At 60.0% G+C, this 24,757-nt stretch carries 2 protein-coding genes (1 of these 2 cut by a window edge); both read right to left on the reverse strand.

The window, feature by feature from the left end; all coding sequences use genetic code 11:
• Positions 1-13,095, reverse strand: a complete 13,095-nt coding sequence (locus tag Q6A51_RS24160) for a non-ribosomal peptide synthetase (protein WP_304575896.1) — start codon at positions 13,093-13,095, stop codon at positions 1-3.
• Positions 13,092-24,757 carry the 3' portion of a non-ribosomal peptide synthase/polyketide synthase gene (locus Q6A51_RS24165; protein ID WP_304575897.1) on the reverse strand. 17,263 nt of this gene lie beyond the right edge of the window, so only the last 11,666 of its 28,929 coding nucleotides appear in the window; the start codon falls outside the window, past its right edge — the gene reads right to left on this strand; the stop codon is at positions 13,092-13,094. The genes Q6A51_RS24160 and Q6A51_RS24165 overlap by 4 nt, the downstream gene beginning before the upstream one ends.

Genomic DNA, 24,757 nt, shown 5'->3' on the forward strand with positions numbered 1-24,757 from the left:
TCAGATGCGGCGTTTGCGCTGCTGGGTCGGTACCCGGGATGCCGAAACTTCAAGGGTGCGCAGGGGCACCACCGAAGCCGCCACCGCAGCCAGCGTCGACTGCCCGAACAGCACACGAACGTCGGCTTCCAGCCCTTCATGACGCATGCGTTCGATGAGGCTGACCGCCAACAGCGAATGCCCGCCCAGCTCGAAGAAATGGTCATGACGCCCCACTCGCTCCACCTTCAGCAACTCGGCCCAGAGCATGGCCAGCCAGGTTTCGGTTTCACCCTGAGGCGCTTCGTAACGATGAGTCACGTAAGCGTTGCTGTCAGGCAACGGCAACAGCTTGCGATCCAGCTTGCCATTGGGTGTCAGCGGCATGGCATCCAGGCGTACGTAAGCTGCGGGGACCATATACTCAGGCAATTGCGCCTGCAGGTGGGCGCGCAACAAACCACTGTCGACCAGAATTTTCGCGCTCTGCGGCGTGTAATACGCTACCAGCCGCACATCCCCCGGCTCGTCTTCACGGGCCACGACCACCACGTCCCGCACAGCTTCGTGTCGGGCCAGGCGCGCTTCGATTTCCCCAAGCTCGATACGGAAACCGCGAATCTTCACCTGATCGTCGTTACGGCCCAGGTACTCGATATTGCCGTCTGCCAGCCAGCGGCCCAGATCCCCGGTGCGATACATGCGAGCGCCAGGGACACTGCTGAACGGATCATCGAGGAAACGCTGGGCGGTCAGGTCGTCACGGTTGAGATAACCCCGCGCCACGCCAGCCCCGCCAATGAAGAGTTCGCCCGCAACACCCAGCGGCACCGGGTTCAGGTATTCGTCCAGCACATGGAATTGAGTATTGGCGATGGGTTTGCCGATATGCGCGCTGAAACCGTCTTCCCGGCTCATGGCGACCCAGCTTGAGTAAGTAGTGGTTTCCGAAGGGCCATAGAGGTTGCACAGACGCTTGACCTGAGTCAGCTCGAACAGTTTTTCCACCAGACTGCGCTTGAGCGCTTCGCCTGCCACGTTGACCGTATGCACGCCCTGCCCCAGCCCGCTGGATTCCAACAGCGCCTTGAGCGCCGAAGGCACGGTATTGATCATCGTGATATCGCGCTCATTTCGCTGCAATTCAAGCGCATTCTGCACAAGATCGATGCAACCACCGGTTGTCAACGGAGCAAAGCACTCGTAGACCGCCAGGTCGAAGTTCAACGAAGTGGAGAACAGTGTCCTGGCAAGCACTGCCGGCTCGAAAGCGCGCTTGGCCCAGCTCAGGAAGTTGACCGTGTTGCGGTGCTCGATCATCACGCCTTTGGGCATGCCGGTGGAACCGGAGGTGTAAATCACATAGGCCAGATGGGCAGCGCTCAGCCCGGGAACATCCGGGTTTTCCAGCGGTTGTCCGAGCCAGGTTCTGCTGTCCAGATCGATCACCGGTGCAGGCGTGGCAGACAGCAGGCCAAGGGTCGACCCATGAGCCAGCACCACTGTCGGTGCGCTGTCCTCCAGCATGTAGGCGATACGCTCGACGGGATACGCCGGGTCCAGCGGCACATAACCGCCACCCGCCTTGAGGATAGCCAGCAGGCCGACCACCATTTCCGTGCCGCGCTCCATGCAGATCGCCACCCTGGCATCTGGCTCGACGCCATGTGCGCGCAAATGCCAGGCCAGACGATTGGCTCGTTCGTTCAACTGCCGATAGTTCAGTTGCTCATGGCCATGGATCAGCGCAGGAGCATCAGGTGTACGCAGTACCTGCGCCTCGAAAAGGCCGTGAATGGTTTGTGCCGGTGGATAGTAATGGTGTGTGTCGTTGAAACGCGCCAGATGCAGACGCTCTGCCTCCCCTGGCAACGCAACACCGTGCACGGCCTGTTCGGCATCGGCCACCATGGCTCGCAGCAGGCTTTCCAGATAGCCGCGATAGCGCTCGACGGTTTCCGGGTAGAACAAGGCCGTGGCGAACTCCAGACTGCCCTGCAACTGGCCATTGATCTCTCCAAGATCCAGGGACAGGTCAAACTTGGCGCTGTTTCTCGGCGCACCAATGCCCTCCAGTGTCAGGTCGCCCAGCATCAGATCGACATTCTCGTTGTTCTGCCACGACAACATGGCCTGGAACAATGGACTGTGTGACAGGCTACGCACCGGTTTGACCACCTCGACCACATGCTCGAATGGCAATGCCTGACGAGCCTGAGCTTCCAGGGACAACTGCCTGACCCGGCGCAGCAGTTCGGTAAAGTCGGGTTTTCCGGACAAATCGATCGGCAATGCAAGGGTGTTGACGAACAGGCCGATAAGCCCTTCGATCTCTGCGTTCATGCGGTTGGCAACCGGCGAGCCGATGACCACGTGCTCCTGGCCTGACAAACGCCCGAGCGTGGCCGCCCAGGCGGCCAGCACGGTCATGTACAACGTGGTGCCGTGGCGCTTGCTCAAGTCCTGAAGCTGCGCGGTCAACTGCGTGTCGAAGCAGACTGGTATCGCAGCACCCGAATAGTCCTGCAACGCCGGGCGTGGTTGATCGGTCGGCAGCGTCAGCACCGCCGGAGCCTGTGCCAGTGCCTTGCGCCACCAGTCGGTCTGGGCCTGCAAGGCTTCGCTGTCCAGCAGGCGACGCTGCCAGACGGCATAGTCGGCGTATTGCACGGCCAGTTGCGGCAGAGGGTCCGGCTCGCCTTGCACAAAGGCCGCGTAGAGAGCGCCCAGCTCGGCCGTCAGCACGCCCATGGACCAGCCATCGGAAACGATATGGTGCATGGTTACCAGCAGCACATGCTCTTCGGTCGCCAGTCGAATCAACTGGCCACGAATCAGCGGCCCCTGTTGCAGATCGAAGGCCTGCTGCGCCTCTTGAGCGGTCAACTCGTCCAGTGCCACGGACGGCTCGTCGTGCCCCGAAAGGTCCACATGAGTCAGCGTAAAACCGCTGTGTGCTGGCAAGATTCGTTGCAACGCCGCACTGCCAGCAGGCTGTACGAAACACGTCCGCAAGGCCTCATGACGCGCCACGATCCGGTCCAGAGCACGCTGCAGGGCCGACACGTCGAGTACGCCTTTCAAGCGCAGACCGGCCGGCAAATGGTAGGCCGCGCTGGCACCCTCCATCTTTGCCAGGAACAACAAGCGCTGCTGAGCGAACGAGAGCGGCAATTCTTCATCACGGGAAACCGGTGTGATATCCGGCCAGGTGCTGCGTGTCGCGAGGGTAATCTGCCCGGCCACTGCATGTAATTGCGGATGGGCAAACAGCTCGGCCAGTTGCAGCTCCACGCCCCACTGCTGGCGGACCTGCGAAACCAGACGCATGGCCAGCAACGAATGACCACCCAGCTCGAAGAAGTGGTCTTCACGCCCCACTTGAGGGACTTTAAGCAGGTTTTGCCAGAGTTCTGCCAGAGTGATTTCCACTTCGCCCCGAGGTGCCTCGAAACTGCGGCTGATCACGTCGTTCGCCTCGGGCGCAGGCAAGCGGCCGCGATCCAGCTTGCCATTGGCCGTAAGTGGCAAGGCATCCAGCCCGATAAAGGAAGTGGGCACCATGTAATCGGGAAGGTGAATCTGCAAATGGCTGCGCAGCTCATGGATTTCCAGAGTCGAGCCGGTGCGCAAGGTGAAGTAAGCCACCAGAATCTTGTCGCCAGTGGCGCCATCGCGAGCCAGCACCACAGCTTCCTTGATGGCCTCGTGCAGGGCCAGCCTGGCTTCGATCTCGCCCAGCTCGATGCGCTGGCCACGGATCTTGACCTGGAAGTCGTTACGCCCGATGTATTCCACCGCGCCATTGTCCAGCCAGCGGCCCAGGTCGCCGGTCTTGTACAGGCGAGCATGCGGGTCGCTGGAGAGCGGATCACGCACAAAGCGTTCGGCGCTCAGTTCAGGCAGGTTCAGGTAGCCACGGGCAACGCCCACGCCACCAATGTTGATTTCACCCGCAACACCCACAGGTGTTGGCTGGCCATGGGGATCGAGGATGTAGATCTGGATATTGGCGATAGGCCGGCCGATGGGCACGCTGTCGCCTTCGTCGCTCGGGCGGCAGTGCCAGGACGTAACGTCGATGGCGGCTTCGGTCGGGCCGTAAAGGTTATGCAGCTCGACCGGTGCCAGTTGCTCCTCGAAACGTTTCTGCAGACTGCGAGGCAAGGCTTCACCACTGCACAGCACGCGGCTCAGGGCGGTAAAACCCTGATTGTCGCCATGCTCCAGGAACACTTCCAGCATCGAGGGGACGAAGTGCAACAGGGTGATGTTTTGCTCGCGCATGACCTGTGCCAGATAGCCAGGGTCCTGATGGCCGCCAGGGCGCGCCATGTAGAGATGAGCGCCGGTCAGCAGCGGCAGGAAGAATTCCCAGACCGATACGTCAAAACCGAAAGGTGTCTTTTGAAGCACTCGGTCGGTTTCATTGACCCGATATTCGTCCCGTGCCCATAGCAGGCGGTTGACCACGCCCCGGTGTTCGTTCATCACACCTTTGGGTTTGCCGGTGGAGCCTGAGGTGTACAGCACATAAGCCAGGTGCGTGGCTTCAAGGCCCAGCAATGCCGGGGCTGGATTGGTGTGCGGAAACTCGGAGCGGTCCACATCTTCGTCAACCAGCAGCACGGGAATGTCTGCCCGTGCGACGTTATCCAGCAATGCCTCTGAGGTCAGCATCGCCACCGGTGCGCTGTCGTCGAGCATATAGTCCCGGCGATTGTCCGGCAGGTCCGGGTCTATCGGCACGTACGCGCCACCGGCCTTGAGGATTGCCAGAAGCGCGACCACCAGCTCGTTGCTACGGCGCAGGGCCACGGCGACCCGGGCATCCGGTGTTACACCTTGCTTGATCAGTTGATGGGCCAACTGGTTGGCACGCTGATTAAGCGCCTCGTAGCTCAACGACCGGCCGTTATGGTCGCTGACCGCAGCCGCATCAGGCGTACGTTCGACCTGCTGCTCGAACAGCCCGTGGATCAGTTCATCGCGAGGGTAGTCGTGCTGTGTGGCGTTGAAGGTGTGCAGCACACGATTCCGTTCGGCCTGCGGCAATATCGAAAGACTATTCAAGGCTGTCAGTGGTGCCTGCTCAAGCGCCTCTACCAGTTTCTGCAACGCAGACTGCATGTAATCGCAGAGGTTTTCGGCATTGATTCCAGAGGTAGCCTGCACGGTCAGAACAACAGTTTCTCCCGTATCGTCTACCGCCAGCGTCAACGGATAAGCCGTGTGCTCATGGGCTTCAAGGCCCTGAATACCCTGCCAGGCAGTCTGAGCCTGAACCGAGTCATCTGCCGGGCTATGGCGGAAGTTGAGCAATGCACTGAACAACGGCGTTGGCGCAGCGACGCCACTGCAACGCTGGGCCAGTGCCAGGGATGCGTGCTCATGTTCCAGCAGACCGGTCAGGCGCGCATGCACCTGCCTGACTGCCTGAGTCACGGCCTCCTGCCCCAGCTCCACACGGATCGGCAAGGTGTTGATGAACATGCCCAGTGCCCGGTCGGCACCTTCACCGCCACGCATCCTGCCCACCAGTACGGAGCCGAACACCACATCGTCACTCGCCGAAACCTGGCCCACTACCAGGCCCCACGCCAGGTGATAGAGGCTGGCCGCACTGACCCCCAGATTACGGGCAAGGCTGCGAGCGCGTCGGCTGACATCGCCGCTCACACTCTGCCGGACTTCATCCACGGCACCTTCCGACACCTGCTTGCCAAACGGCAAGGTGGGCTCTTCCACTGCTTGCAACATGTCGCGGAAGAAACGCTCATGAGCAGCCTCATCGGCACCCAGGCGTACCTGAGCGATGTAGTTGCGATACGGAACCGGTACCGGCAATGGTGCGGTTTCATCCAGCAACAGGCTCTGAATTTCAGAGACCACCACCTCGAAAGCCACGTGGTCCATGATCAGGTGATGAAGAATCAACGCCACCACATAGCGCTGATTCAGCGGATCCCAGGCGTAAGGCATGCAGACCAGCGGAGCCTTGCTGATGTCCATGCGCACGTTGCGAGCGGCGAACCGCTCACGCATCTGCTCGACGATATCGCCTGCGGCCGGGTCCAGTTCAACGCGCTCGCTGGTCAGGGTTGCCGTACGCAGCACCACTTGAACCGGAGCTTCCAGGCCTTTCCAGAACACCGCCGTGCGCAGGATGTCATGACGATCGATAACCTTCTGGAATGCACGGGTAAGCGCTTGCAGACGCTCTTCACTGTCCAGCGCCAGCAAGGACTGCAGGATGAACGGGTCGCCCTGGCGGGAAGCGACATGGTGATACAGGATGCCTTCCTGCAACGGCGCAAGCGCATAGATGTCCTGCACATTGGCCACACCGCCCGGCACGGCAGCGACGATATCGTCGATGGCCGTCTGCTCAAGACTGGCCATAGGCAGCATCCAGGGTTCGATACGCTGGCAGTCAGCCGGGATCAGGTTGGCGGGTACCTGAATATCCTGTTCCGTCGTCAGCGAAGCAGCCAGTGCCGCCAGCGTAGGCTGGTTGAACAGAACCTTGATATCGGCGCGCAGACCTTCCTGGCGCATGCGCTCGATCAGCGTCACCGCCAGCAGCGAATGGCCGCCCAAGGTAAAGAAGTTATCGAAGCGCCCTACGCGCTCCACCTTCAGCACCTGTGACCAGATGTGGGCCAGCAGGGTTTCGACCTCACCCTCTGGCGCCTCGTAGACACTGCTGGTCAGTGCCTGCGCGTCAGGGACAGGCAGCGCCTTCTGGTCAAGCTTGCCGTTGTTGTTCAAGGGCCAGTGCTCAAGACATACAAAGGCAGAAGGCACCATGTATTCCGGCAGAGCCTCACGCAACCAGGCCTGGACACTCTGAGCAGTCAGCTGCGAACTGGCTGATTCGGCGGTGTAATACGCCACCAGTTGCTTTTGCCCCGGCACGTCTTCGCGTATCACGACCGATGCCTGATGAACGCCCGGGCAGGCTTTCAGACGCGCATCGATCTCACCCGGCTCGATACGAAAACCGCGCAGTTTCACTTGGCCGTCACCGCGGCCAAGGTGCTCAAGGCTGCCATCCGCACGCCAGCAACCACGGTCGCCGGAGCGATAGAGACGCGCGCCCTCGACGCGGCTGAACGGGTCAGCGATAAACGACTGGGCATTCAGTTCGGGACGATTCAGATAACCCCGTGCAACACCGTCGCCGCCAATGCAGATTTCCCCGGCGACCCCGATCGGAACCGGCTGCTGACGGGCATCCAGCACATACACCTGAGTATTGGCCAGCGGTTTGCCGATGGGCACATTGCTCATTTCCAGCGGCACATCGGTCACGTGCAGGGTTGTCGCGTAAGTAGTGGTTTCCGTCGGGCCATAGCAGTGGATCAAACGCAGGTCCGGAGCAATGGCCAGCAAGTCCCGGAACACTTGCGGGTCGGCACGCTCACCGCCACACATCAGAATACGCAGGCCGGCCAGGGTTTTGCCGATCAGGCTCACGTACTGATTAAACACTGCCGTGGTCACAAACAGCGATGTCACGGCCTTCGCCACCAGCTCTTCGGCCAGACGCGGCGGGTCCAGCAGCAGTTCATGATCGATCACCACCACTTGTCCGCCATTGAGCAACGCAGCCCAGACTTCCAGGGTGCTGGCGTCAAACGCCGGGTTCGACGCAAATGCCAGGCGGTCTTTGTGGTTGAAATCGGCAAAACCGTTATTGCGCACCAGTTTTACAATGCCACGGTGCGCGACGATCACCCCTTTGGGCGTACCGGTAGAGCCCGAGGTGTACATGATGTAAGCCGCTGACTCCGCCGTGCAGCTGTTCTGGGGATCATGATCCGGCTGGTTGCTTACATCGAGTCGATCCAGATCCAGGCGCTCGGCGCCGTCTGGAATCTCACGACCATGATGGGTCAGCAACTGCCGGGCACCGCTGTCCCGGACCATGAAGGCCTGACGGTCCAGCGGTGCATTGACGTCCAGCGGCACGTAGAGGGCGGCACATTTGGTGATTGCCAGTTGCGCAACCAGCAGGTCCAGCGAACGCGGCAGCAAGATCGCCACTGCATCGCCCGCGTTAACCCCGAGCCCTTTCAGGTAATGGGCCAGACGGTTGGCTCGGCGATTGAGTTCGGCGTAGGTCAGTGTCTGTTCGCCGTGGACGGCGGCAACGGCTTCAGGTCGCTCGGCAACCTGCGCTTCGAACAGGGGCTGTAATGTCTGGTCCCTTGGATAATCCGTGGTGGTGGCGTTGAACTCTTCAAGCAGGCGCTGACGCTCCAGGGGTGCAATGACCGACACGTCATACAGCGAAGTATGCGGGCGCTCATCAAGGGCCGCGACCAGTTGCTGCAACGTGTAGGCAAAGGTGTCGCAGACGCGCCGGGCACCGATTTCCTGCATCGCCAGCACGCTGACGGTAAAGCTTTCACCCAGGTCATCCACGGAAATGGCCAGTGGATAGTTGGTGCGCTCTTCGTTGCTCAGGCTTTCGATACCGTCCCAGGCCGACAACGCCTGTCTGGAAGTAACGTCGGCTGCGCTATGGCGATAATTGAGCAATGAGTTGAACAGTGGCGAAGGCGCCGCCACGGCACTGCTGCGTTGCGCGAGCGCCAGCGAAGCATGTTCGTGGCCAAGCAGTGCGCTGAGGCGTGCATGGGTGGATTTCACACCCTCGACCACGCTACGCCCATCGATATCCACCCGCAGCGGCAGCGTGTTGATGAACATGCCCAAGGCACGGTCGGCACCGTCGCCGCCCTGCATGCGGCCCATAAGCACCGTGCCGAACACCGCCTGAGTACGGCCGCTGGCCTTGCCGGCCACCAGTGCCCAGACCAGATGCATCAGGCTGGCGGCACTGACGCCAAGCTGGCGAGCCTGCACACGAATCCGGCGACACAGTTCGATATCCAGTTGCACACGGGCTTCTTCGATATGGCCGCCGTCATCAGGCAACGAGGCCTGGCCGTAAGCCAGCGTAGGCTCATCGACATCGCCCAGCATGTCGCGGAAAAAGGCTTCGTGCTCCTGCTGCCCCATCCCCAGGCGGGCTTGAGCCACATAGTTGCGGTATGGCACGGCAGCGGGCAACGCATCGGCTTCGCCCAGCATGAAGGCCTGCATTTCCTCACGCACCACATCCAGTGCGGTATGGTCCAGCGCCAGGTGATGGAAGATCAGCAGCATGACCCAGCCGTCGCCGTCACGGGCACAGGCCAGACGGATCAAGGGAGCCTCGGCCAGATCGAGACGATAGTGGCTGCTGGCGAAACGTTCGCTCAGTTGCTCGCCAATAGCGCCATTGCGAGGGTCCGGTTTAAGGAACTCCACGACCAGCTCAGCCTCACGCCAGACCACTTGCAGCGGCTCGCTCAGCCCTTGCCAGACCACGGCAGTACGCAGAATGTCGTGGCGCCGGATGACATGACGCAACGCATCGGCAAAGGCATCGAGACGCTCCCGGCTCTTGACCGAGAAGGTTGCCTGCAACACATAGGGGTCGCCCTGTTCGGCGCTGATGTGATGGTAAAGAATGCCTTGCTGAAGCGGTGCCAGCGGATAGATATCCTGCACATTGGCAGCACCGCCGGGCACCGTTGCCACGACAAGATCAAGGGTGTTCTGGTCCAGTTCGACCAGAGGCAGCATATCCGGCGTGATCCGCGTGCAGCCCGGCTCGATCAGGTTGGTCGGCACACGGATTTCCGTACCGCTGCCCACCGCAGCAGCCAGTGCCATCAAGGTTGGCTGGCCAAACAGGACCCGAACATCAGCGCTGAGCCCTTGCTGACGCATTTTTTCGATCAGCTTGACCGCCAGCAGCGAATGACCGCCCAGTTCAAAGAAATGATCGAACCGCCCTACACGCTCGACTTGCAGCACTTCAGCCCAGATCTGCGCCAGGGTGGTTTCGGTTTCGCCTTGAGGGGCTTCGTAGCCACGGCTGATCAGGGCTTGCTGGTCTGGGGCCGGAAGCGCCTTGCGGTCCAGCTTGCCGTTATTGGTCAGCGGCAGGCTATCCAGATGAACATAGGCTGCCGGGACCATATAGTCCGGCAATTGGCTTTGCAGATGGGTGCGCAGTGCCTCCAGATCGACTTCGGCAACGGTCGAGGTGAAATACGCCACCAGACGCTTGTCACCCGGCATGTCCTCGCGAACCAGAACCACCGCATCTTTTACGGCCTCATGGCGCGCCAGTCTGGCCTCGATCTCGCCCGGTTCGATGCGGAAACCACGGATCTTGACCTGATTGTCATTACGGCCACGGTATTCCACCGAACCGTCAGACAGCCAGCAGGCCAGGTCGCCAGTGCGATACAGGCGGGCGGCTGGGTCATTGCTGAAGGGATCGGTAACAAAAACCTGCTCGGTAAGGTCTGCGCGATTCAGGTAACCGAGTGCTACACCATCGCCGCCGATATACAGCTCGCCAGTCACGCCTAGCGGAACCGGCTGCTGACGGGCATCCAGTACGTACAACCGGGTATTGGCCAGCGGCTTGCCAATCGGAATACTGCCCTCGCCCACGGCCTTGATTTCATGGGTTGCCGAGAAGGTCGTTGCTTCGGTCGGGCCATAGCCATTGAGCAGATGCTGAGGCGCGCCGTGCTTCAAGACCTGAGCAATGATCGAAGGATCGAGCACATCGCCGCCGACAATCAAGTAACGCAACTGGGCAAAGGCATCGTAGAGGCCCGAGGCGTATTGATGAAACAGACCGGCTGTCATCCACAAAACGCTAACCGACTGTTCCAGCAACAGAGCCCGGAACTCAGGCAGCGACAGCAGTACATCCTGATCGACAACCACAACACTGCCGCCATTGAGCAACGGTGCCCAGACATCCAGGGTACTGGCGTCAAACGCCGGGTTCGAGGCAAACGCCACCCGGTCATGCGCGTTGAAATCGGCATAGCCGTTATTGATCACCAGCCGGGCAATGGCGCGATGCGGGACCAGCACACCTTTTGGCGTTCCGGTGGAACCCGAGGTGTACATGATGTAGGCGGCACTTTCGCTGGAGCAGGCCAGTTCCGGGTTGTTATCGGGCTGCTGAGCCAGATCAAGGCTGTCCAGATCAATGCGAGCAACGCCTTGCGGCACTGCCAGCTCTCCATGGGTCAGCACATGGCGAGCATTGCTGTCCTGCACCATAAAGGCCTGACGTTCCTGCGGTGCATTGATATCCAACGGCACATAAATGGCTGCGCACTTGATGATTGCCAGTTGCGCTACCAGCAGATCCAGCGAGCGCGGCAGCAGAATCGCAACCGCATCGCCTGCAATCACGCCCTGGCCAATCAGATGGTGTGCCAGGCGATTGGCCCGGACATTGAGGTCGGCATAGGTCAGCGCCTGTTTGCCATGGACTGCCGCAACCGCTTCAGGCCGTTCGGCCACTTGCCTTTCAAACAAGGCCTGGACGGAGCTGTCGCGTGGATAGTCAACGGCACTGTCGTTGAAGCCATGCAGCAGTTGCTCACGCTCGGCTTGCGGCAATACCGAAATATCCGTCAGCTCTGTTTTACCCCCGGCCTCCAGAGCGCTGACCAGATTTGTCAGAGCGGCTGACATATAACCTGCAACACGTTGCGCACCGATCTGCACAGAAGCCTGCACGTTGAGCGCAAAGTGCTCGCCAAAGTCATCCACGGACAGAATCAGCGGGTAGTTGGTCCGCTCTTCCGCACTCAGGGTTTCAATGCCTTGCCAGGCGGCCAGTGTCTGCGCATCCAGCTGTTGCCCGGCGTCGGTGCTGTGCCGGTAGTTCAACAAGGCGCTAAATAGCGGTGTCGGGGCGATAACGCCGCTGCAACGTTGGGCCAGAGCCAGGGACGCATGCTCGTGACCCAGCAGTTGAGTTAGCGTGGCGTGGGTGTTCGAGACCCCGTCACGCGCACTCTGCCCGCCGATACGCACACGCAGCGGCAAGGTGTTGATGAACATGCCCAAGGATTGCCCGGCAGCCTGCGTTGCCTGCATACGGCCCAGCATCACGGTGCCGAACACCACATCGTCGCGCCCCGACACCACACTCAGCACCCGGGCCCAGGCCAGATGGCAGAGGCTGGTCGCGCTGACGCCCAGTTGCCGAGTCTGGGCGCGCAGGCGCTGCCCAAGTTCGGCAGACAGTGTCAAATGCGCCTCTTCGACTCCATTTCCGTCGCCCAGTACATCCTGCTGGCCGAACGGCAAGGTGGGCTCATCCATATCCCCCAGCATCTCGCTGAAAAACGCTTCGTGGCCCTGACGTTTTCCGGGCTGGCGGGTCTGCGCCACATAGTTGCGATAAGGCACAGGGGCTTCGAGGGTTTTAGACTGACCGGTCAAAAATGCCTGCATTTCACGCTGCACGATCTCCAGTGCCGCATGGTCGATGGCCAGGTGATGAAACAGCAGCATGCCCAGCCAGCGCTGATTGGCCTTGTCTTCGCTGACCACCAACAGCAATAGCGGCGCCTGCCCGATATCCAGACGATAGTGGCGAGGATCAAAGCGTGCCTTGAGCTGTGGCAGCACTTCACCCTCGCCCAGTTCGTGGGTAATGTCCCTGACACCCAGTTGCGCTTCACGCCAGACCACTTGCAAGGGCTCTTCCAGACCTTCCCACGCAAGGGACGTGCGCAAGATGTCATGCCGGTCGATCACGCTCTGCAAGGCATCGACGAAATCATTCAGTCGCTCGCGGCTGGCCATGGTGAATTCGGCCTGCAACACGTAAGGGTCGCCGCGTTCGGCAGTCAGGTGATGGTAGAGAACCCCTTCCTGCAACGGCGCCAGCGGGTAGATATCCTGAACATTGGCCGTGCCTCCGGGAATGCCGGCCACGATCCTGTCGATGGCCGCCTGCTCCAGGACCAGCAACGGCAGCATATCCGGCGTGATGCGCTCGCAGCCCGGAACAATACCGTTGGCGGGCACGCTTTGCAGGCTCGCCAGGGTGCTGGCATAAGTGCCGCTCTTGATCGACTCGATCAGCATTGCCTTGTGTTCACGCAGCAATGCCAGGGTGGCGGGCTCAGCAATCGATTGCTTGCGGCCGCGTACCGCCAGTTGATCACCCGTGACGGAAAGCTCGACGCCTTTTTCTTCCAGTGTTGCCAGCAGATCAATCAAATTCACAGGAAAATCTCCGTTTTTTCCGTCGCAGCGGCGTATTTCGCGAGGGTAGGTTGTTCAAACAGGGTTTTGACGTCGGCTTCAATGCCTGCCTGACGTACCCTTTCCATCAGGCTGACCGCCAGCAACGAGTGACCGCCCAGTTCAAAGAAATGGTCATGACGCCCTACACGCTCGACCTTGAGCACATCGGCCCAGATCTGCGCCAGGATGATTTCGGTTTCGCCTTGCGGCGCTTCATAGCCTCGGCTGATCAGGGCTTGCTGGTCTGGCGCAGGCAATGCCTTGCGGTCCAGCTTGCCGTTTGGCGTCAGTGGCAGTTTTTCAAGATGGACATAAGCCGCCGGGACCATGTATTCCGGCAACTGGCCTTGCAGATGAGTGCGCAAGGTTTCCAGATCGACTTCGGCAATGGTCGAGGTGAAATACGCCACCAGACGCTTGTCCCCCGGCACGTCTTCACGGGCCATGACCACCGCTTCTTTCACACTCTCATGGCGAGCCAGCCTGGCTTCGATCTCGCCCAGCTCAATCCGGAAACCACGAATCTTGACCTGATCGTCGTTACGGCCCAGGTATTCGATATTGCCATCTGCCAGCCAACGACCCAGGTCGCCAGTGCGATACATGCGGGCGCCAGCGTTGAATGGATCTTCAAGGAAGCGCTCGACTGTGAGGTCATCGCGGTTCAGGTAACCACGAGCCACGCCCGCACCGCCGATATAGATTTCACCCGTCACACCCAGCGGCACCGGCTGGCGATGCTCATCCAGCAGATAGAACTGAGTATTCGCGACTGGCTTGCCGATATGGGGTGCAAAACCGTCTTCACGGTCCATGGCCACCCAGCTTGAATAGGTGGTGGTTTCCGAGGGGCCATAGAGGTTGCACAGACGCTTGACGCTGGTTTCAGCGAATAACCTTTCAACCAGAGCCCCCTTGAGCGCTTCACCCGCTACGTTAACGGTATGCACGCCCTTTTGAAGGCCACCCGATTCCAGCAACGCTTTCAGGGCCGAAGGCACGGTATTGATCAAGGTGACGTCATGTTCGCCCTCTTGCAGGGCCAGCACGTTCTTGACCACTTCAATGCTGCCGCCAGAAGCCAGCGGCGCAAAGCACTCGTAAACCGCAAGGTCGAAGTTCAGCGAGGTCGAGAACAGGGTTTTGGCCAGAACTTCTGGCTCAAACGCCTGCTGCGCCCAGGTCAGGAAGTTGACCGTATTGCGATGCTCGATCATTACCCCCTTCGGCAAACCGGTTGAGCCCGAGGTATAGATCACGTAGGCCAGATGAGCTGGCGTCAGGCCCTCGATAACCGGATTGGAAGCCGACTGGTTCTGCCAGGTGATCTGATCCAGATTGACCACAGCCACATCAGCGGCCGACAACAAGCCCAGAGTCGCAGTCTGTGCCAGTACCGCAGCAGGCGCACTGTCCTGCAACATATAGGCAAGTCGTTCCAGCGGATAAGCCGGGTCCAGCGGCACATAACCGCCGCCCGCCTTGAGAATCGCCAGCAGCCCGACCACCATATCGATACCGCGTTCGACGCAGATCGCCACCCGCGAATCGGGCACAACGCCCTGACTGCGCAGGTGATGGGCCAGTCGGTTGGCACGCTGATTCAGTTCGACATAGCTCAGACGCTGATCGCCAGACACCAGCGCAATCGCCTGCGGCGTACGCTCGACCTGAGCCTCGAACAGGCCATGAATGGTCTGATCAAGCGGATACGCCATCCCGGTTGCGTTAAAGCCCGAGATCACCTTGTCCCGTTCCTGATCAGGCAGGATCGATACATGGCGCATCCGTGTTGCAGGCACCTGCTCCAGCGCATCGGCCAGCCCCAGCAGCGCCTGCTGCACATAACCGCAGACGCGGCTGGCACCGATATTGGCCGGGGTCATGATCGAGAACGCAAAGCCCAGACCTTCGTCGTCCACCGACAGGGTCAATGGATAGTTGGTGCGCTCTTCGCCCTTGAGCAACTGGATGCCATCCCAGGACTCCAGGCCTTCATTGGATCTGGAGGCACCGAGGTGCCGGTAATTGAGCAAGGAACTGAACAGTGGCAACGGTGCTTTTACAGCACTGCAACGCTGGGCCAGGGTCAGTGAGGCATGCTCATGGGCAAGCAGGCCGCTCAAGCGTTTGTGGGTGGCCTTGACCGCTTCGCGGGCATCGACATCGCCGATACTCACCCGCAGCGGCAAGGTATTGATAAACATACCGAGCGCCCGGTCAGCACCCTCGCCGCCCTGCATCCGTCCCATCAGCACCGTGCCGAACACCACCTCTTCCTTGCCAGTGATCCGTGCCAGCACCTGTGCCCAGGCCAGGTGGTAGAGGCTGGCCATGCTCACACCCAGGCTCCGGGCCTGATGGCGCAAGCGCCGGGTCAGGTCGGCATCCACCTGCTGACGGGATTCTTCGATACCGCTGCCATCGCCCTGCACATCATGCAGATCGAAAGGCAGCGTTGGCTCATCGATATCACCCAGCATGTTCGCGAAAAACGCTTCGTGGGCTTCACGACTGACACCCAGACGGGCCTGAGCCACGTAATTGCGATAAGGCACCGAGGCTGCCAGCGTATGTTCACGGCCCTGCATGCAAGCTTCGATCTCACGGGACAGCACTGCCAACGAAGTCGCATCATCGATCAGGTGATGGAACAACAGAATGGCAACCCAACGCTCGTTAAGCGGGTCCTGGGCGTAGGCAATTCGCATCAGCGGTGCCTGACGAATATCCAGGCGGCAGTGACGCGGGTCGAAACGGGCATGCAACTGGGCCGCGATATCACCCTCTGCCGGATTCAGGCTCACAGCCTCGACACCCAGTTTCGCCTCACGCCAGACCACTTGCAGCGGCTCGTTCAAACCTTCCCAGAGCACGCCGGTACGCAGAATGTCGTGACGGGCGATAACAGCCTGCAAAGCCTGGGCGAAAGCTTCGATGCGAGACAACTGATCGAAACCGAACAGCACATATTGCAGGTACGGATCGCCCTCGGTGGAACTCAGGTGGTGATAGACAATCCCCTCCTGCAACGGCGCCAGTGCGTAAATGTCCTGAATATTGGCAACGCCGCCCGGCACACTGGCAACCACTCCATCGATCTGCTCCTGACTCAAGCTCACCAATGGCAGCATCTGTGGCGTAATCCGCTCACAACCTTTGGCAATCCGGTTGGCCGGCACCAGAATTTCCGTCTGCCCTCCGACTGCTGCGGCCAAGGCCTCAAGGGTTGGCTGGCCAAACAGCACGCGAACATCGGCGCTGAGGTTCTGCTGACGCATACGCTCGATCAGCTTCACTGCCAGCAGCGAATGCCCGCCCAACTCGAAGAAGTGGTCCTGACGCCCCACCTGCTCAACATCCAGCAGTTCCTGCCAGAGTTCGGCAATCGCGATTTCGACTTTGCCTTGCGGCGCTTCATAGGCACGGCTTGCCAGTGCCGATTGATCCGGCGCTGGCAAGGCCTTGCGATCCAGCTTGCCGTTGGTGGTCAGAGGCAGCGACTCAAGCGTCACAAAGGCGCTTGGCAGCATATGCTCGGCCAGGGTTTGCAACAGTTGGTCACGCAACTCTGCGGCGGACGGCGTCGCGCCCTCTCCAGGAATCACATAAGCGACCAAACGCTTATCACCTGGAATGTCTTCCCGAGCGATAACCACCGCTTCGCGAACACCATTGCAGGCCGCAAGCTGCGCCTCGACTTCACCCAGCTCGATACGGAAACCACGAATCTTCACCTGATCGTCGTTACGGCCCAGATAATCCAGGCTGCCCTCGGCGGTCCAGCGGGCAAGGTCGCCAGTGCGATACAGGCGAGCATTCTTGGTCGAGCTGAAAGGATCGGCTATAAACCGCTCTTCATTCAGTTCAGGGCGGTTCAGGTAACCCCTCGCCACACCGGCGCCACCCACATATAGCTCACCCACAACACCGACCGGCACTGGCTCACGATTGGCATCCAGCACATAGGTCTGCAAGTCAGGGATTCGTATACCAATCGGGCTGACGCCTGCCTTCAGAGCATCCGCAGCCTGCAAGGCTCGATACGTTACGTGTACCGTGGTTTCTGTGATGCCATACATGTTTACTAACTGAGTACCGGCGTTCACCGGCCTTGCGTACCAAGGCTTGAGAATCCCGGTTTCCAGCGCTTCGCCACCAAAGATCACCTGACGCAATGAGTGGGCCTGATGACTTTCACCCTGGGCAGCAATCAACTGGCGGAAGGCACTTGGCGTCTGGTTGAGCACCGTGACGCCAGCCTCACAGATCAAGGCATAGCATTCCTGCGGGGAACGGCTGACCAGTTGCGGAACGATCAGCAACTCACCGCCATGCAGCAGCGCACCCCAGATTTCCCAGACCGAGAAGTCGAAGGCAAACGAGTGGAACAGTGCCCAGGTATCGGTCGGACCAAACTCGAACCACGTCTGAGTGGCCGAGAACAGCCTTGCCACGTTGCGATGCTCAACCTGCACGCCCTTCGGTAAACCGGTGGAACCCGAGGTGTAGATCACATAGGCCAGGTGCGAAGAGGTTACTTCGGCAACCTGCGGGTTCTTCAGCCCCATGCCTTGCAGGCTGCCGTCATCCAGGCAAATGACCGGGGTGCTGAGCTGCGCCAAGACCTTGGCCGTCGAACGCTGGACCAGCACTGCCACCGGCGCGCTGTCCTTGAGCAAATACGCCAGACGTTCCGCCGGATAGGCCGGGTCCAGCGGCACATAGCCTGCCCCGGCCTTGAGGATACCCAGCAAGCCGACGATCATTTCCGGGCCACGCTCGACACAGATCGCCACCCGGTCATCCGGGCCGATGCCCTGCTCGATCAGGCGATGGGCAACCTGGTTGGCACGGGCATTGAGTTCGCCATAGGTCAGGCGACGAGCCTCGAAACGAATCGCCGGAGCCGAAGGATTCGCCACTGCCCAGGCCTCAAAGGCCCGATGAATCAGATGGTCGTCGGCAAAGGTCGAGTCGCTGGCGTTCCACTCATGCAGCAATTGCTCACGCTCGCTGCGCGGGAGGATCGACAGATTGTTCAACGGCGTTTGCGGGGCCTGCTCCAGTGCCTCGATCAATTGTTCCAGCGCAACCTGAACATAGTCACAGATGCGCCGGGCACCGATGGATGCCACCGCCAGTGCGGTGAGTTTGAAGCCGTCACCGAAATCATCGACGTTCAGGGTCAACGGGTAGTTGGTGCGCTCGTCGCCGCCCAGAGTCTGCATGCCTTCCCAGGCGTGCAGGTTTTCCCCGTTGTCTACAGGCGTGCTGTGTCGGTAGTTGAGCAAGGCGCTGAACAGCGGCGTCGGGGCCGCAACACCGCTGCAACGCTGGGCGAGTGCCAGGGAAGCGTGCTCGTGAGCCAGCAAGGCGGTCAGCCGCTGGTGGGTTTCGCGTACGCTTTGGCGAACGGCATGTCGGTCGAGTGATACCCGTAGCGGCAAGGTATTGATGAAAATACCCAAGGCCCGGTCGGAGCCCTCGCCGCCCTGCATCCGGCCCATCAGCACCGTACCGAACACCACATCGTCGGTAGCCGAGACCTTGCCCAGTACCAGCGCCCAGGCCAGATGCACCAGGCTGGCCGCACTGACACCCAGTTGCCGCGCCTGATGACGCAAGCGAATCGACAGTTGCAGATCGACAGGATGATGGACTTCTTCGATATCTCGCCCGTCGCCCTGCACATCATGTACACCGAATGGCAGGGTTGGCTCGCTGATATCGCCCAGCATCTCATGGAAGAACTGCTCATGGCGGGCAGTGCTCTGGCCCAGGCGCGTCTGCGCCACATAGTTGCGATACGGCATCGCCGCACCCAGTTGATCGGCCGTGCCCAGCAGGAAAGCCTGCATTTCAAGCTGCATCACTTCCAGTGCGGTATGGTCCAGCGCCAGGTGATGGAACAGCAACGTGGCAACCCAGCGGTTCTGCTCCTTGTCCTCGGCGCAAGCCAGGTGCAGCAGCGGCGCACGGGTCAGGTCAAGACGATAGTGACGGGCATCGAAACGCGCTGACAGTTGCGTGGCGACCGGGCCATCCGCCGGGTCAAGCGCGACCCACTGAGGTTGCAACACGACATTGCGGCAGACCACCTGCACTGGCTCATCGAGACCTGTCCAATGAACAGCGGTGCGCAGGATATCGTGGCGATTGATGACCGATTGCAGTGCCTGAATAAAGGCATCCAGCCGTTCACGGCTATCAAAGGCGTACTGCGATTGCAGCACATAGGGGTCGCCAGCTTCGGCGGTCAGGTAGTGATAGAGAATCCCTTCCTGAAGCGGGGCCAGCGGGTAGATATCCTGCACATTGGCTGCGCCACCCGGTATCGCCGCCAGAACACGTTCCAGAGAATCTTCGCTGATTTCCAGCAATGGCAGCATTTGCGGGGTGATTTTCGTGCAACCCGGCTCGATGAGATTGGCCGGTACGCGGATTTCAGTACCGCTACCCACTGCGGCGGCCAGCGCCATCAGGGTTGGCTGGCTGAACAGGACGCGAACGTCGGCGCTCAGGCCTTGCTGACGCATCTTCTCGATCAGCTTCACTGCCAATAGCGAGTGACCACCTAGCTCAAAGAAATGGTCGTGACGACCCACCTGCTCGACTTGCAGCACTTCGGCCCAGATTTTCGCCAGAGTGGTTTCGGTTTCGCCCAATGGCGCTTCGTAGCCTCGGCTGATCAGGGCTTGCTGGTCTGGCGCGGGGAGCGCCTTGCGGTCCAGCTTGCCGTTTGGCGTCAGCGGTAGTTTTTCAAGATGGACATAGGCTGCCGGGACCATGTATTCCGGCAACTGGCTTTGCAGATGGGTGCGCAAGGTTTCCAGATCGGCTGGCTGGTCCGTTGAAGTGAAATACGCCACCAGGCGTTTATCGCCCGGCACATCTTCACGGGCCATCACCATGGCTTCCTTCACGCTCTCATGGCGGGCCAGCTTGGCTTCGATCTCGCCCAGTTCGATACGGAAACCGCGAATCTTCACCTGATCGTCGTTACGGCCCAGGTATTCGATATTGCCATCTGCCAGCCAGCGACCCAGATCGCCAGTGCGGTACATCCGCGCTCCGACGTTGAATGGATCTTCAAGGAAGCGTTCGGCTGTGAGGTCATCGCGATTCAGGTAGCCACGAGCTACACCGGCACCGCCAATATACATTTCACCCGGCACGCCCAGCGGCACCGGCTGGCGATGTTCGTCCAACAGGTAGAACTGAGTATTCGCGACGGGCTTGCCGATATGAGGCGCAAAACCGTCTTCGCGATCCATGGCCACCCAGCTTGAATAGGTGGTGGTTTCCGACGGGCCATAGAGGTTGCACAGACGCTTGACGCTGGTTTCAACGAATAACCTTTCAACCAGAGCCCCCTTGAGCGCTTCACCAGCTACGTTAACGGTATGCACGCCCTGCCCCAAGCCACCCGATTCCAGCAGCGCTTTCAGCGCCGAAGGCACAGTGTTGATCAACGTGATGTCATGTTCGCCTTCCTGCAGAGCCAGCACGTTCTTGACCACTTCAATGCTGCCGCCAGAGATCAGCGGTGCAAAACACTCATAAACCGCAAGGTCGAAGTTCAGCGAGGTCGAGAACAGGGTCCTGGCCAGAACTTCCGGCTCAAACGCCTGCTGAGCCCAGGTCAGGAAGTTGACCGTATTGCGGTGCTCGATCATCACACCTTTCGGTAAACCGGTAGAACCCGAGGTGTAGATCACATACACCAGATGAGCTGGCGTCAGGCCTTCAATCACCGGATTGGAGACGGATTTGTCCTGCCAATCGGGCTGATCAAGGTTGATAACAGGCACCGACAGCAGATCCAGCGTCGCGGTCTGTGCCAGTACGGCCGCAGGCGCGCTGTCCTGGAGCATGTAGGCAAGTCGTTCCACCGGATAAGCCGGGTCAAGCGGCACATAACCGCCGCCAGCCTTCAGGATGGCCAGCAAGCCCACCACCATCTCGATACCGCGCTCGACACAAATTCCGACCCGGGAATCCGGCACCACGCCCTGGCTGCGCAGATGATGGGCCAGACGGTTGGCACGCTGGTTCAGTTCGGTATAACTCAAACGCTCGTCGCCAAATACCAGCGCAACCGCATCCGGCGTACGCTCAACCTGAGCCTCGAACAGACCATGAACCGTCTGATCAAGCGGGTAATCAGCCGCCGTATCGTTAAAGCCATGCAGCAATTGCGTCAGCTCTTCGGCAGGCAATACTGCAACCGAATAAAGCGGCGCAGATGGAGTGTTTTCCAGCGCATCCACCAGTTGGTTCAATGCGGTGCTCATATAAGCCGCTATACGAGCAGCCCCAATGCCGTTCTGCACCAGCACATTCAGCTCAAAGCCTTCACCCTGATCATCCACGGACAAGGTCAATGGATAGTTGGTGCGTTCCTCGCCCTTCAGCGATTCGATACCGTTCCAGGCGGGCGACAGACTGTGCTCGCCCGGTGCCGCGCTGTAGCGATAGTTAAGCAATGCACTGAACAATGGCGTCGAAGCCGGCACGCCGCTGCAACGCTGAGCCAAAGCCAACGGCGCATGTTCGTGGGCCAGCAAGGCGCTGAGGCGAGCGTGGGTTTCCCGAACACCGGCTCTTACCTCGCCAACACCCAGTTGCAGGCGCAACGGCAAGGTATTGATAAACATCCCAAGGGCACGGTCGGCGCCTTCACCACCATTCAGGCGGCCCATGAGTACGGTGCCGAATACCACATCGTCACGACCACTGGCTGCACTGAGCACCTGCCCCCAGGCCAGGTGATGCAGTGATGCCACGCTGACCCCGAGCTGACGGGCCTGCGCTCGCAGTCGCTTGCTCAACTCCAGATCCAGCGCTGTTCGATGCTCCTCGATACCACGGCCTTCGCCCTGCACTTCATGCAGACCGAACGGCAGCGTCGGCTCATCGATATCGCCCAGCATCTCCCGGAAGAAGGCTTCGTTTGATTCGCGATTGCCTCCCAGGCGTGCCTGAGCAACATAGTTGCGATATGGAACCGGTTCGCCCAGATGCTGTGTTTCGTTCAGCAGGTAAGCTTCCATCTCCAGGCTCACCACTTCCAGCGCGGTATGGTCCATGACCAGGTGATGGAACAGCAGCAAGGCCACCCAGCGTTGCGTTGCCGGATCCTGAGCGTAGGCAATCCGCATCAGCGGTGCCTGGCGAATGTCCATGCGGTGCTGGCGAGCATCGAAACGCTCCTGCAACTGAGTCATCACATCCAGAGATGAACCGTCCGCCTCGAACTGTTCCAGCCCCAGTTGCGCCTGACGCCAGACCACCTGCACCGGTTCGTCCAGCCCTTCCCAGTACAACGAAGTGCGCAGGATATCGTGGCGTTCGATCACCGATTGCAGCGCGCTGGAGAAGGCATCCAGCCGACCTTTGTCAGCAAAACCGAAGACCGCCTGCAACACGTAAGGGTCGCCCTGTTCGGCGGTCAGGTGGTGATAGAGAATCCCCTCCTGCAAAGGTGCAAGCGGGTAAATGTCCTGAATATTGGCTGCGCCTCCGGGGATGGAAGCGATGACCTGCTCAAGCTGCTCTTCGCTGATGGTCACCAGCGGCAACATCTGCGGCGTGATCCGCGTGCAGCCAGGCTCGATCAGGTTGGCTGGCACACGGATTTCTGTGCCGCTGCCCACCGCAGCAGCCAGTGCCATCAGGGTTGGCTGGCTGAACAAGACACGTACATCGGCGCTGAGACCCTGCTGACGCATCTTCTCGATCAGCTTGACCGCCAGCAGCGAATGACCGCCCAGTTCAAAGAAATGATCGAACCGCCCTACACGCTCGACTTGCAGCACTTCAGCCCAGATCTGCGCCAGGGTGGTTTCGGTCTCGCCTTGCGGCGCTTCATAGCCTCGGCTGATCAGGGCTTGCTGGTCTGGAGCTGGCAATGCCTTGCGGTCCAGCTTGCCGTTATTGGTCAGCGGCAGGCTATCCAGATGAACATAGGCCGCCGGGACCATATAGTCCGGCAATTGGCTTTGCAGATGGGTGCGCAGTGCCTCCAGATCGACTTCGGCAACGGTCGAGGTGAAATACGCCACCAGACGCTTGTCACCCGGCACGTCTTCGCGAACCAGCACCACAGCATCTTTTACGGCCTCATGGCGCGCCAGTCTGGCCTCGATCTCGCCCGGTTCGATCCGGAAACCACGGACTTTCACCTGATTGTCATTACGGCCACGGTATTCCACCGAACCGTCAGGCAGCCAGCAGGCCAGGTCGCCAGTGCGATACAGACGGGCGGCTGGGTCATTACTGAAGGGATCTGCAACAAAAACCTGCTCAGTCAGCTCTGCACGGTTCAGATAACCGAGCGCTACGCCATCGCCGCCGATATACAGCTCGCCGGTAACACCCAGCGGCACCGGTTGCTGACGGGCATCCAACACATACAACCGGGTATTGGCCAACGGCTTGCCAATCGGAATACTGCCCTCGCCCACGGTCTTGATTTCATAGGTTGCCGAGAAGGTCGTTGCTTCGGTCGGGCCATAGCCATTGAGCAGATGCTGAGGCGCGCCGTGCTTCAAGACCTGAGCAATGATCGATGGATCGAGCACATCGCCGCCAACGATCAAGTAACGCAACTGCGCAAAGGCATCGTAGAGGCCCGAGGCATATTGATGAAACAGACCGGCAGTCATCCACAGCACGCTGACCGACTGCTCCAGCAACAGAACCCGGAACTCAGGCAGAGACAGCAAGATATCCTGGTCGACAACGACCACACTGCCGCCATTGAGCAGCGGCGCCCAAACGTCCAGGGTACTGGCGTCAAACGCCGGGTTCGAGGCAAATGCCACCCGGTCATGCACGTTGAAATCGGCATAGCCGTTATTGATCACCAGCCGGGCAATGGCGCGATGCGGGACCAGCACACCTTTTGGCGTACCGGTGGAACCCGAGGTGTACATGATGTAGGCCGCACTTTCGCTGGAACAGGCCAGCTCCGGGTTATTACCGTGCTCATGAGCCAGATCAAGGCTGTCCAGATCAATACGAGCAACGCCTTGCGGCACTGCCAGCTCGCCATGGGTCAGGACATGGCGAGCATTGCTGTCCTGCACCATAAAGGCCTGACGTTCCTGGGGCGCATTGATATCCAACGGCACATAAATGGCTGCGCACTTGATGATTGCCAGTTGCGCAACCAGCAGATCCAGCGAGCGTGGCAGCAGAATCGCGACCGCATCGCCTGAGATAACGCCCTGGCCAATCAGATGATGAGCCAGACGATTGGCCTGAGCATTGAGTTCGGCATAACTTAGCGCCTGTTTGCCATGCACTGCGGCCAAGGCTTCAGGTTGTTCGGCCACTTGCCTTTCAAACAAGGCCTGAACGGAGCTGTCGCGTGGATAGTCACAGGCGCTGTCGTTGAAGCCATGCAACAGTTGCTCGCGTTCTGCTTCCGGCAATACCGACAGACTGCTCAGCGCAATGTGTGAATCCTGTTCCAGCGACTCGACCAGTCGAACCAGCGCTGTGCTCATATAAGCCGCTACACGCGCAGCACCAATGCCGTCCTGCACCAGAACCGTCAGTTCAAAATCTTCACCCTTGTCATCCACCGAAAGGGTCAATGGATAGTTGGTGCGCTCCTCGCCCTTCAGCGGCT

The sequence above is a fragment of the Pseudomonas serbiensis genome, from assembly GCF_030580745.1.
GTDB classification, from domain to species: Bacteria; Pseudomonadota; Gammaproteobacteria; order Pseudomonadales; family Pseudomonadaceae; genus Aquipseudomonas; species Aquipseudomonas serbiensis.